The sequence below is a fragment of the Cognatishimia maritima genome, assembly GCF_900129685.1.
Taxonomy (GTDB): Bacteria; Pseudomonadota; Alphaproteobacteria; order Rhodobacterales; family Rhodobacteraceae; genus Cognatishimia; species Cognatishimia maritima.
Genome location: NZ_FQWM01000008.1, coordinates 29,484 through 41,167, shown reverse-complemented (window position 1 = coordinate 41,167; position 11,684 = coordinate 29,484). Strand labels below are relative to the sequence as shown.

The window sequence follows — 11,684 nt, the reverse complement described above, 5'->3', positions numbered from 1 at the left end:
TCCCCTCTTTCGCCCCACATCTTTGCCCGCCATAAGGCCGACCGAATTGAGTCGAGAGGAAATTGTATGCCAGTTGTTGTTGTAGAGTCCCCGGCGAAGGCCAAAACCATCAATAAATACTTGGGACCTGACTACACTGTGCTGGCCTCTTACGGCCATATCCGAGACCTACCGTCCAAAGATGGATCAGTGGATACGGAAAACGATTTTGCCATGACGTGGGAGGTCGACACAAAATCTCGACCCCACGTCAAAGCCATCGCCGACGCTTTGAAAGACGACAACGCATTGATCCTCGCGACCGACCCTGATCGCGAAGGAGAAGCCATTTCTTGGCACCTCGAAGAAGCGCTGCGCAAACGTCGTGCCATTAAAAAAGACACGCCTGTGTCTCGCGTTGTTTTCAATGCGATCACCAAGTCCGCCGTGACCGAAGCCATGAAAAATCCGCGTCAGGTGGATGAGCCGCTGGTCGAGGCATATCTGGCCCGCCGCGCTTTGGACTATTTGGTGGGGTTCAAACTTTCCCCGGTTCTGTGGCGCAAGCTGCCCGGCGCACGTTCTGCGGGACGTGTGCAATCTGTCTGTCTGCGCCTGATCGTTGAACGCGAGATGGAGATCGAAGCCTTCAACGCGCAGGAATATTGGTCCGTGAAAGCCCTGCTGCAGACTCCGCGCGGCAAGGATTTTGAGGCCCGCCTGACGGTTCTGGGCGGCGACAAGCTTGATAAGATGTCGCTGAAAGACAGCACCGCCGCGGAACTTGCAGTTCAGGCGGTAACCTCTCGTAATCTTTCAGTGAAATCGGTTGAGGCAAAGCCCGCCAACCGCAATCCTTCTGCACCCTTTATGACATCCACTTTGCAGCAGGAAGCCAGCCGGAAATTCGGCATGGGCGCGCGGCAATGTATGAACGCGGCGCAGCGCCTCTATGAGGCGGGGTATATCACCTACATGCGGACCGACGGCATCGACATGGCACCCGAGGCTGTAACTGCGGCGCGCGACGCGATCAAAGACCGCTATGGCGCGGAATACGTGCCGGCCCAGCCGCGCATCTACAAAAACAAAGCCAAGAACGCACAAGAGGCACACGAGTGTATCCGCCCGACGGAAATGACCCGTGATGCCAGCCAGTTGAAGGTGTCCGAAGACGATCAGCGCAAACTTTATGATCTGATCTGGAAACGGACCCTCGCCTGCCAAATGGAAGGCGCACGGTTGGAACGCACAACGGTTGATATCGCCAGCCAGGACGGCCAAGTCGTGCTGCGTGCAAACGGTCAAGTGGTGCTGTTTGACGGCTTCATGCGCGTCTACGAAGAAGGCCGCGATGATGTTGCCCGCGACGATGATGACGAAGATGGCAACCGCCTGCCCCAGATCATGCAAGGAGAGGCGATCAGCTTTGCCGCGACGGGCCTCATGGATCAATTCGCCAAGGCGACAGGCCAAGAGAACGTAATTGATCAAGGTATGCTGCGCGACGCGAAGGCGATCCTATCTGAGAACGCAGGCGTTTTGGCCCTGCAGCACCACACCCAGCCACCTCCACGCTACACCGAGGCGACGCTGGTCAAACGGATGGAAGAACTGGGCATCGGTCGCCCGTCGACCTACGCGTCGGTGATCACCACGATCCAAGATCGCGAATATGTCCGCAAGGAACAGAACCGCCTGTTCCCCGAAGAGAAAGGTCGGATTGTTACGATCTTTTTGATGAATTTCTTCCGCAAATATGTGGGCTATGAATTCACAGCAGAGTTGGAAAACAGCCTTGATGACGTGTCTGCTGGCGACCTTGACTACAAGCAGGTGCTGAATGATTTCTGGCGCGACTTCTCTGCCGCGATTGCGGAAACCAGCGATCTGCGCGTGGCCGAAGTTTTGACAATTCTGGACACTGCGCTTGCGCCACAGCTTTACCCGCCCCGCGAAGATGGCACAGACCCGCGTATCTGCCCAAAATGCGGCACCGGGCAGTTGCACTTGAAAACTTCGCGTACCGGCGGATTTGTCGGTTGCGGCAACTACCCCGAATGTAACTACACCCGCACCATCGCTGGCTCTGAAGGTGATGACAAATTGTTGGGCAGCGACGAAGGCGATGAAATCTGGCTGAAAGACGGGCGCTATGGCGCTTATGTTCAGCGCGGTGAGGTCACGCCGGAAAACAAAAAACCGAAACGCTCGTCCCTCCCGCTGCCCCGTCATGGTGGCTGGCCCAAGGATCAGACAACCCTGGAACAGGCGGTGCAACTGCTCTCGCTGCCGCGCAATATCGGCGATCACCCAGAGGGGGGCCGGATCAGCGCGAACCTTGGCCGCTTTGGGCCCTACATCATGCATAAGCTGCCGGGTGACGAGAAACCCGTTTACGTCAGCCTCAAGAACTACATGGAAATGTTTGAAGTCGGCATGAACCACGCGGTGGAGTTGCTGGCGGAAAAACGCGCCAATCCAGGTCGCGGACGCGGCGCAGCCGCTAAGGCCCTGCGCGAGATGGGAGACCACCCCGATGGGGGCGCGATGAGCATCATGGAAGGCCGCTATGGGCCTTATGTGAAATGGGAAAAGGTCAACGCGACACTGCCGAAAGAGATCGATCCCAAAGATCTGACCGTCGAAAAGGCCATTGAATTGGTGAACGAAAAGGCGGCGGCGAAAGGTGTGAAGAAAAAGAAGGCACCGGCCAAAAAGAAAACTGCAGCGAAAAAGAAGACCGCTGCGAAGTAATGAAAAGGCCGGGCTGACCCGGCCTTTTCTTTTAGGTCCCGTGACTTGCGATCAAAAGCTGCAATCGCTTCACCTCTCGGATCACGCGATCTGCCTGCATTTGTGGCATCAGGCTCATTTTGATCTGGGTCGCCATAAGCAAGAGTACAGCTGATCCAATTCCGTTTTTCACAGCTGGCAAAAGCTCTGATGCATTCAGGAACTTGATCCCGAAATAGGCGCCAGCGATGAACATGGTGGTTTGCACTACCATCAACACCCAAGTGACCCAACCGAGCTTTCCTGAGAACTGTTTGAGCCCCAAGGCAAACCAGCCAAGCTCTTCTGTTCCCTCAAGAATCTCCCTGTCCTGACCTGTGAGGGCTGCTTTGATCATCTTTTCCAAGTCGTCATTATTGGTCATCAAACGCTCCTTTCAAATGCGCTTTCAACCGCTCTCGCGCGAGCGAAAGCCTTGATTTTACCGTGCCAACCGGCACGTCCAGCGCCACTGCCACTTCGGCAAGGCTCATGTCTTCGAGGTAAAAGAGCGCGACCGTCGCAGCTTGCTGGGGTGGCAGGCTGGCAATCGCCTCTTGAACAAGTTGCACGTCATCGGAGTTTTCCGTCGCTGCTGTTTCGGTCAGGGGGGCCAGTTCCCGCGCGATGGCGCGGGTGCGTTGATTGCCCGCGATGATCCGCGCGCAACGGCGGGTCACGATGCGAGTCGCCCATGCTGCGAAGGCGGCATCACTGCGCAACTGCCTGAGCGCACGGAATATTTCGATCCAAGCGTCCTGAACAGCATCCTGCGCTTCGTCGCGATTTCCCAGCAGCCGCGTCGCATGCACCAACAGCCGCGGCCCGCGCAGTTGTACCAAAGCGGCCATCGCCTCTGCGTCATTCAAACGCGCGCTGGCGACCAGAAACTCCTCATATGCGCGCTCTTTGTTGACCATGCCTCGTTCACCTGTGTTTGCACAGTATAGTGCAGGTGGCAGGCGAAAAGGTTCACGTCGTAGCGCAATTTTCTACGCCGCACCACTGACCGTAGAACTACAGGGCGCACACGCGCTGAGTTGACTTAGCACACCCCTGCCCCCTACCTAGCGTCAGAGAATTTCTTAGGGAGAGGACGATGCAAAAAGTCTATGCAAATGCAAACGAAGCGCTAGACGGCCTTCTGCATGACGGCATGCTGATCGCGTCTGGTGGTTTTGGTCTCTGCGGTATTCCAGAGCTTTTGCTGCAGGCCATTAAAGACGCGGGCACAAAAGATTTGACCTTCGCGTCCAACAACGCGGGTGTGGATGACTTCGGGATCGGCATTCTGTTGCAGACCAAACAGGTCAAAAAGATGATGTCGTCTTACGTGGGCGAAAACGCGGAATTCATGCGTCAGTACCTGTCAGGTGAGCTGGAGCTGGAATTTAACCCACAGGGCACATTGGCAGAGCGTATGCGCGCAGGTGGTGCGGGTATTCCTGGCTTCTACACCCAGACCGGCGTTGGTACCGTGATCGCCGAAGGTAAGGACGTGAAATCCTGGAACGGCAAGGACTATATTCTCGAAGAAGGCATCTTTGCAGACCTCGCCATTGTGAAAGCTTGGAAAGCAGACGAAACCGGTAACGCGATCTTCCGTAAGACTGCGCGCAATTTCAACGTGCCAGCTGCGACCTGTGGCAAAGTCTGTGTCCTTGAGGTCGAGGAAATCGTGCCAGCAGGCTCTCTGGACCCCGACGCAATTCACCTGCCGGGCATCTACGTTCACCGCATCGTTCAGGGTGAGCACGAAAAGCGCATCGAACAGCGCACCACCCGCAAGCGCGAGGAGGCATAATCATGGCTTGGGATCGTAACCAAATGGCTGAACGTGCCGCTCAGGAACTTGAGGACGGCATGTATGTAAACCTCGGCATCGGTATTCCGACGCTGGTGGCGAACTATGTGGGTGACAAAGACATCACGCTGCAATCTGAAAACGGCATGCTGGGCATGGGCCCCTTCCCGTTTGAAGGCGATGAAGACCCTGATCTGATCAACGCAGGCAAACAGACCATCACCGAACTGCGTCGCACCGCATATTTTGACAGCGCGACGTCCTTTGCGATGATCCGTGGCGGTAAGATCGCTGCGGCGATTCTGGGCGCGATGGAAGTGGCCGAAAACGGCGACCTTGCAAACTGGATGATCCCCGGCAAGCTGGTCAAAGGCATGGGCGGCGCGATGGATCTGGTGGCCGGTGTGGGCCGCGTGATCGTTGTGATGGACCACGCCAACAAGCACGGCGAATCCAAACTGCTGAAAGAATGCACTCTGCCTCTGACTGGTAAGGGCGTTGTCGATCGCATCATCACCAATCTTGGCGTGATGGATGTGGTCGAAGGTGGTTTGAAGATCGTCGAAGTGGCCGAAGGTGTCACCGAAGAGGAACTGCGCGCCGCGACTGAGGCGACCATCGTCAATTGATGGCAACGACATTCAAACGAAGAACCCGGCCCTTGTGCCGGGTTTTTTCTTTTTTGTCAGATATTTATTGGCAGCGCACCGGATAGGTCAGCAAGAACGTCTCTGTCTCAAGCTGATCATATTTCGGATCATAGCAAGTGATCTTTCCTTTGCCGTCGGCCCAGTACAGGTTCGCATCGCTTGCGCTGTGAATAATGCTGGTGCCCCGATAAAGCGTTTCAAAATGCAGATGTGGAAAGCCGCTGGACAGAAATCCTGTCACGCCCAGAGTCGCAATCTGTTCGCCGCGCGCGACCTGTGTGCCGACATCAACCATACGCGTCTGCAGGTGTACATACCGCGTGCGCGACGTTTTCCCGGATGAGTCCGCCGGATGCAGGATTTCGATCTGATTGCCATAGGCCGGTCCGAAGAAAGATTTGATGACTTCACCGCCCGCAGCCGCCAAAACAGGCGTGCCGATGGGGGCGTGAATATCGATCCCATAATGCTCATTATCTTCAATCCGACGGAACTGCTGCGTGATCGAGGGCGCGTTTGTCGGCATCTCAAGAACGACAGATTCCGGGTAAGACCGGCCATACCCCGCCGCCTGTCCAGTGGCTTTTTCTTCGGAAAGGCAACCACCTAACGTCAGCGCTGCCAGACAAATCAATAGGGTTCGACGCATTTCTATCCCCGGTTTATGTCGGGCAAGACCCTCACGTCATTTTTTGTGCTGGTCAATGGTCAATCACGAAGCTGCCAAAATCTGCATAGCTAGGCTTGGCATTTGCCGCGTTGCCGGGCATTCATGGACTATGTCGATATCCGATCTCGCCTTTCAGCATGCACCGATTGGCATTTGCCTTTTGGAAAACCGCATCGTTCGGTCGCCGAATGACGCGTTTGCAGCCATGTTCGGGAAAACTATCGACGAATGCCGTGGCGCAAGCATCGCTGATTTTTACGCCTCGCTCGAAGATTACGAATCCATTGGTGCAAAGGTCCGCGAAGCACTTGAGGCGCAAGGAACATATACCGATGAACGTATCATGCGCCGCAAGGATGGCACGCTGTTCTGGTGTCGCGTGCGGGGCAAATCCCTGACGCCAGAGAACCCATTTCATTGCGGAGTCTGGACCTTTGCCGATCTTTCCGATGAGCGCCCCGTCGTCAGCCTGACCCAAAGAGAGCGCGAAATCGCGATCCTAACCTGCCGTGGTATGACATCCAAAGAGATCGGGCTGGACCTGAAAATCAGCTATCGCACGGTTGAAGAGTACCGCGCGCGGCTGCTTAAGAAATTCGGCGCACGAAAGCTTGCAGAATTGGTCGCAAAACTCTCTGGCATGCCTCTTTGACAAGACCTTCCGAGATGGGTGCGCGGTGGTCTCATTTCCTTTCCAAAGGCAGCGATGGGCTGCTTTTCCTCGCACAAAATATAGCCTATAAGCAGCCAATAGGGGAAACACACACAGCGCGCAAAATGCGCGGCAGAGGACAAACATGAGCAAAAAACCCACCGACTCTGATGTCGCCTTCATTCAGGCCTTGGCAGAACTGTTGCAAACCAACGAATTGACTGAAATCGAAGTCATGCGCGAATATGGCGAAGACGACAGTATCAACGTGCGTGTCAGCCGCCAAAAAGAGGTGGTTGCTGCGATGCAGGCACCGATGGCCGCCCCCGTTCCAGCCGCGCCTGCAACACCGGCAACACCTGCTGCGCCAGCGGCACCAGCCGCAGCAAACGAAGATCCTGCGAGCCATCCGGGCGCGGTGACCTCTCCGATGGTGGGCACGGTATATATGCAGGCAGAACCTGGCGCGCCGGCGTTTATCTCTGTTGGTGCATCCGTGGCTGAAGGCGATACGCTGATGATCGTCGAAGCCATGAAAACCATGAACCACATCCCGGCACCTCGCGCTGGCACAGTGAAACGTATCCTGGTCGAAGATGGGGCCACGATTGAATATGGCGCACCTTTGGTCATCATCGAGTAAGGTGCTGACATGTTTGATAAAATCCTAATTGCCAACCGTGGGGAGATCGCGCTTCGCGTGATCCGCGCCTGCCGTGAAATGGGCATCAAATCCGTTGCTGTCCATTCCACCGCTGACTCCGACGCGATGCACGTGCGGATGGCTGACGAAGCCATCTGTATCGGCCCGGCACCGGGCACGGACAGTTACCTGAACATGGCGTCGATCATCGCCGCCTGCGAAGTCACAGGCGCACAGGCAATTCATCCGGGCTACGGTTTTCTGTCGGAAAACGCCAAATTCGTTCAGATCGTCGAAGACCACGATCTGACGTTCATTGGCCCGACGGCGGAACACATCCGTGTCATGGGCGATAAGATCACCGCCAAGGACACAATGAAAGACCTTGGTGTGCCCTGCGTTCCCGGCTCTGACGGCGGCGTGCCCGATCTTGAAACCGCCAAGAAGATTGGCGAAGAGATCGGCTATCCGGTGATTATCAAGGCGACTGCCGGTGGCGGTGGCCGTGGCATGAAGGTTGCCAAGACCGCCAAGGATATGGAATCCGCTTTCCGCACCGCACGTGCAGAAGGCAAAGCCGCCTTTGGCAACGACGAAGTCTATATCGAGAAATACCTGACCACACCGCGTCACATCGAGATTCAGGTCTTTGGTGATGGCAAGGGCAAGGCGGTGCACCTCGGGGAACGTGATTGTTCTCTCCAGCGCCGCCACCAGAAGGTTTTCGAAGAGGCCCCCGGCCCCTGCATTACGCCGGAAGAGCGCGCCAAGATCGGTAAGATCTGTGCGGATGCGGTTGCCAAGATCAACTATATTGGCGCGGGCACCATCGAATTCCTTTATGAAAATGGTGAGTTCTATTTCATCGAGATGAACACGCGTCTGCAGGTGGAACACCCGGTGACGGAATCCATTTTCGGCGTTGATCTGGTGCGCGAACAGATTCGTGTGGCCGAAGGTCTGGACATGTCCTTCACACAGGACGATCTGCAAATCAACGGCCACTCCATTGAGGTACGCCTGAATGCAGAGCGTCTGCCGAACTTCTCCCCTTGCCCCGGCAAAATCACGCAGTTCCATGCGCCGGGTGGGCTGGGCGTACGGATGGATTCGGCGTTGTATGATGGCTATTCCATCCCGCCTTACTACGACAGCTTGATTGGCAAGCTGATCGTGCACGGACGCGACCGGCCAGAGGCCTTGGCGCGCCTGAACCGCGCCTTGGGTGAGTTGATCATTGACGGCATCGACACCACCGTGCCGCTGTTCCATCAGCTGTTGGCAGAAGAAGCCATCCAGACAGGTGAATACAATATTCACTGGCTGGAAAAATGGCTTGAGGCCACCTACGCGTGATGCCTAACGGCGCGCAATAACGTGGGGCAGATCACGCCTCAAATGTTGATGCGCGCCTACGCAATGGGTGTTTTTCCCATGTCAGAACATCGGGACGATCCAGAGATTTTCTGGGTCGACCCAAAACGCCGCGGCATCCTGCCGCTTGATGCTTTCCACATCTCTCGCAGCCTTGCGCGCCGTATCTCTCGCGGCGGCTTCGCCGTGACATTGGACAATGATTTTGCTGGTGTCTTGGATGGTTGTGCCGACAGAGAAGACACCTGGATCAACGACGAAATACATCGCCTTTACAACGCATTGCATCGCAATGCTCAGGCGCATTCTCTAGAAGTCTGGACCCCAGACGGTGACTTGATCGGCGGCGTTTACGGTGTCGTTCTGGGAAGTGCGTTTTTTGGGGAAAGCATGTTCTCGCGTCAGACAGACGCCAGCAAGATCGCGCTCGCATACCTGACGACGCATCTTGATCAATGCGGGTTCACTCTTTTTGATACGCAGTTCCTAACACCGCATTTGAAATCACTCGGCGGTGTGGAAATTTCGCGCCAAGCCTACCACGCGTTGCTTGAGACCGCCTTGGGGCAAAGCGCTGACATCTACGCTTATTCGCTGCCTTCTTCCGGCGCGGTTGTGCAACGCAGAACCCAAATATCATAGCGCGCATGATCCATCGCGTTCAGCGCCGGAGATGAGGCAATCATCCACCCCTGAAACGCGGGCTCACCCACCGCAGGGCCATCAAAAATCGTCAAGAAGGCATAGGCCTCACCCGTTGCATTATCATCCGGGTGACGACATTCGGCGAGATCAATCCGAAGCTGGCCAAAGCCCACACTAAAGCCGTTTTGCAGTTCAAAGTCTTCGACATGGCCGCTGAGTTTATCCAGCCCGCGCAAAACCGCACCGGTGCCCGGTACTGCTGTGACTTCTTCAACCACATCTTCAAAGATCGGGCTTTGGGACAGGGAAATCCCATCTTCCAAACCATTCAACTCTTCAATGATGATCTCTTGCGCGCTGACATTCGCACAGCAAAAGCAAAGTGCAATGCCCGCAAGCCACTTCATTCGCCACTACCAGAGACAAATTTAAGCAAGAGAGAGATCAGGCTAACCGCGCCTTGTGTGTCGATGATCTCTCCGCCATCTTCCAAATTGAAGGGCGAGCCACCGGGCAGAATTTCAACAAAATTACCACCCAAGAGACCCTCGGAGGAAATCACAACCGCCGTGTCATCCGGCAGCAAGACTTCGTCCTGCACCGTGAACCGCGCGTCGGCGCGGAAGGTTTCTGGGTTCAACGCGATATCTGTGACAGTGCCAATCTTAACCCCGGCCAGTCGCACGTCGGTGCCAACGGTCACGCCCTCGATAGAGCGGAAAGAAGCTGTCAGATCATAGCCCGAAGACCGGTCAGCAAACCCGGCAACTTGGCCCATATAGATGCCAAAGCCCAAAGCGGCCGCAAGGACAAGACCACCAACTGCCACTTCTGTGTTCTGCGCTGCCATGATGAAAACCTATGCTGTTATTCTGGCTGCCAAGCTTCGTAGTCAGACCGCTCGACCGGCGCGCCAGCCCGGATCGACCCAGCGGGCGCATAGGCCAAAGCGGTGCCAGTCAGGTTTTCTTGGTGCGGTTTTTCCCACGCTTTGTGCTTCAACGGCTTTTCCGAAGGGACTTCATCGTAGGTACGATGCAACCAGCCGTGCCAATCAGGCCCAACGCGGCTTGCCTCAGCTTCGCCGTTGTAAATCACCCAGCGCTTGCTGTCGTCCGCATTGCGGTAATAGCTGTTGCCCTGATCATCCTCGCCGACTTTTTCGCCCTTCCGCCAGGTGAAGAACTGCGTGTTCAAAGTCTGCCCGTTCCACCAAGTGACTGCGCGCAAAAGAGAGTTGAGAATGCCCATGTGTGCCTCCGCGAATTCCGTTTCTCTATGCCCCATTCATTTGCAAAGGTCCAGCCTCGGTACGAATGTGAAGCGGCGAAGCATCGCGTATCGCAGGGCATTCTGCGACCGGCAAAAAGCAAAGACGATTTGCGCTTTCTTTTTGCGGCGTTTTCAGACAGTCAGAAGACAGAAAGAACACACATGCAAACCCAATGGATTCAGCTGAAAACCTATTCGCTCGGCGCTATCGGCGCCGTGCTGTGGTGGTTGATTGGGTTGCCGCTCCCGTTCTTGATGGGCCCGCTTGCGATCTGTCTTGCAGTGGCCTTGTTGGGCGTCGACCTTCGAATGAACAAGCCGTTGAACTTTGGCTTCCGCACTGTGCTTGGTGTCGCGATTGGTGCTTCCATTACTCCAGATGTCCTGACAGAGGCACCACGCATGGCACTGTCACTGGTCATGGTGCCGCTTTTTATAGCCCTTGTCGCCGTCACATCGTACCCGCTTTTGCGATGGGCATTTAAGCTCGACAAAGTGACAGCTTACTACGGTGCAATGCCCGGCGGACTACAGGATCTGCTGATCTTTGGCGAAGCCGCGGGCGGCAATCTGCGGGCGCTCAGCCTGATCCATGCAACGCGTGTGTTGCTGATCATTGGCCTCGCGCCGATTGTGATCTCATTGTTTTGGGATGTCGATCTATTGGCGCGCCCAGGTATTGCAGCAAGGGAGACGCCAGCGCTGCAGATGGCATGGATGGTGTTTGCTGGGCTGGGCGGCTGGTGGCTCGGCGTGAAATTGAAACTGCTTGGAGCGACCATCATCGGACCCTTGATTCTAGCGACGGTCCTGAGTCTATGCGGCGTCATTACTCAGCGACCGCCTGCAGAATTGATTTGGGCCAGCCAATTCTTCATCGCGATTGGTGTCGGCGTAAAATATGTCGGCCTGACGCTGAAAGAATTCCGTCGCTATGTTCTGGCGGGACTGGTCAATGGGTTGCAGTTGGCCGCACTGTCCGCGCTTTTTATCGAAGTCATCATTCATTTGGGTCTCGCACCCGGCTTGGATGCCTTTCTCGCTTTTTTGCCAGGCGGGCAGTCCGAGATGGTTGTACTCGCGATTATTGCAGGCGGAGACCTCACTTACGTCGTGCTGCACCATATTCTGAGAATCGTAATTATTGTCAGCTTCGCCCCCGTGCTGTTCCGCATCTTTAGGCGCTAACATATTCCATCGGCACAACAATCTTGTCCGTG

At 55.8% G+C, this 11,684-nt stretch carries 14 protein-coding genes; 8 read left to right on the top strand and 6 right to left on the bottom strand.

Annotation, left to right across the window (positions count from 1 at the left end; all coding sequences use genetic code 11):
- Positions 1–66: 66 nt before the first annotated feature.
- Complete coding sequence (gene topA / locus BUA39_RS14570) at positions 67–2,736, top strand: type I DNA topoisomerase (protein ID WP_072793951.1); 2,670 nt, start codon at positions 67–69, stop codon at positions 2,734–2,736.
- Positions 2,737–2,767: 31 nt separating this feature from the next.
- Here topA and BUA39_RS14565 read toward each other — a convergent pair whose 3' ends face one another.
- Both BUA39_RS14565 and BUA39_RS14560 read right to left on the bottom strand, forming a co-directional pair.
- Positions 2,768–3,139, bottom strand: a complete 372-nt coding sequence (locus BUA39_RS14565) for a DUF6768 family protein (RefSeq protein WP_072793950.1) — start codon at positions 3,137–3,139, stop codon at positions 2,768–2,770.
- On the bottom strand, positions 3,129–3,674 hold the full coding sequence (locus BUA39_RS14560; protein WP_072793949.1) for an RNA polymerase sigma factor: 546 nt from the start codon (positions 3,672–3,674) through the stop codon (positions 3,129–3,131). The genes BUA39_RS14565 and BUA39_RS14560 overlap by 11 nt, the downstream gene beginning before the upstream one ends.
- 179 nt (positions 3,675–3,853) lie before the next feature.
- Between BUA39_RS14560 and BUA39_RS14555 the strand changes: the two genes are divergently transcribed.
- Together BUA39_RS14555 and BUA39_RS14550 are read left to right on the top strand one after the other, a co-directional pair.
- Complete coding sequence (locus BUA39_RS14555) at positions 3,854–4,558, top strand: CoA transferase subunit A (protein ID WP_072793948.1); 705 nt, start codon at positions 3,854–3,856, stop codon at positions 4,556–4,558.
- Positions 4,559–4,560: 2 nt separating this feature from the next.
- Entirely contained in the window at positions 4,561–5,187 is a 627-nt protein-coding gene (locus BUA39_RS14550) for a CoA transferase subunit B (RefSeq protein WP_072793947.1), read from the top strand.
- Positions 5,188–5,251: 64 nt separating this feature from the next.
- On the opposite strand, the gene BUA39_RS14545 is transcribed toward BUA39_RS14550, so the two are convergent.
- Positions 5,252–5,857 carry a M23 family metallopeptidase gene (locus tag BUA39_RS14545; RefSeq protein ID WP_072793946.1) on the bottom strand — a complete coding sequence of 202 codons (606 nt, stop codon included), beginning with the start codon at positions 5,855–5,857 and terminating at the stop codon, positions 5,252–5,254.
- Between the two features lie 136 nt (positions 5,858–5,993).
- Here BUA39_RS14545 and BUA39_RS14540 point away from each other — a divergent pair, with 136 nt between their 5' ends.
- The 4 genes from BUA39_RS14540 to aat all read left to right on the top strand — a co-directional run bounded on the left by BUA39_RS14540 (position 5,994) and on the right by aat (position 9,189).
- Positions 5,994–6,530 carry a LuxR C-terminal-related transcriptional regulator gene (locus BUA39_RS14540; RefSeq protein WP_072794047.1) on the top strand — a complete coding sequence of 179 codons (537 nt, stop codon included), beginning with the start codon at positions 5,994–5,996 and terminating at the stop codon, positions 6,528–6,530.
- Between the two features lie 145 nt (positions 6,531–6,675).
- Positions 6,676–7,173, top strand: a complete 498-nt coding sequence (gene accB, locus BUA39_RS14535) for an acetyl-CoA carboxylase biotin carboxyl carrier protein (protein WP_072793945.1) — start codon at positions 6,676–6,678, stop codon at positions 7,171–7,173.
- A gap of 9 nt (positions 7,174–7,182) precedes the next feature.
- Positions 7,183–8,529 carry an acetyl-CoA carboxylase biotin carboxylase subunit gene (gene accC, locus BUA39_RS14530; protein WP_072793944.1) on the top strand — a complete coding sequence of 449 codons (1,347 nt, stop codon included), beginning with the start codon at positions 7,183–7,185 and terminating at the stop codon, positions 8,527–8,529.
- A gap of 42 nt (positions 8,530–8,571) precedes the next feature.
- On the top strand, positions 8,572–9,189 hold the full coding sequence (aat, locus tag BUA39_RS14525; RefSeq protein WP_072793943.1) for a leucyl/phenylalanyl-tRNA--protein transferase: 618 nt from the start codon (positions 8,572–8,574) through the stop codon (positions 9,187–9,189).
- Here the strand turns inward: aat and BUA39_RS14520 are convergent.
- From BUA39_RS14520 to BUA39_RS14510, 3 genes are read right to left on the bottom strand one after another with little or no spacing between them, the layout of a single operon-like run.
- Positions 9,135–9,599 carry a DUF2155 domain-containing protein gene (locus BUA39_RS14520; protein WP_084605015.1) on the bottom strand — a complete coding sequence of 155 codons (465 nt, stop codon included), beginning with the start codon at positions 9,597–9,599 and terminating at the stop codon, positions 9,135–9,137. The genes aat and BUA39_RS14520 overlap by 55 nt on opposite strands.
- Positions 9,596–10,042 (bottom strand): outer membrane lipid asymmetry maintenance protein MlaD, encoded by a 447-nt coding sequence (mlaD, locus tag BUA39_RS14515; RefSeq protein ID WP_072793942.1) that lies wholly within the window; start codon positions 10,040–10,042, stop codon positions 9,596–9,598. Before mlaD ends, BUA39_RS14520 begins: the two co-directional genes overlap by 4 nt.
- Before the next feature lie 17 nt (positions 10,043–10,059).
- Positions 10,060–10,443 carry an NADH:ubiquinone oxidoreductase subunit NDUFA12 gene (locus BUA39_RS14510; protein WP_072793941.1) on the bottom strand — a complete coding sequence of 128 codons (384 nt, stop codon included), beginning with the start codon at positions 10,441–10,443 and terminating at the stop codon, positions 10,060–10,062.
- A 183-nt stretch (positions 10,444–10,626) separates the two neighbouring features.
- Between BUA39_RS14510 and BUA39_RS14505 the strand changes: the two genes are divergently transcribed.
- The gene (locus BUA39_RS14505; protein ID WP_072794045.1) at positions 10,627–11,652 is read left to right on the top strand and encodes an AbrB family transcriptional regulator; all 1,026 of its coding nucleotides are present in this window, start codon (positions 10,627–10,629) and stop codon (positions 11,650–11,652) included.
- Positions 11,653–11,684: the final 32 nt, after the last annotated feature.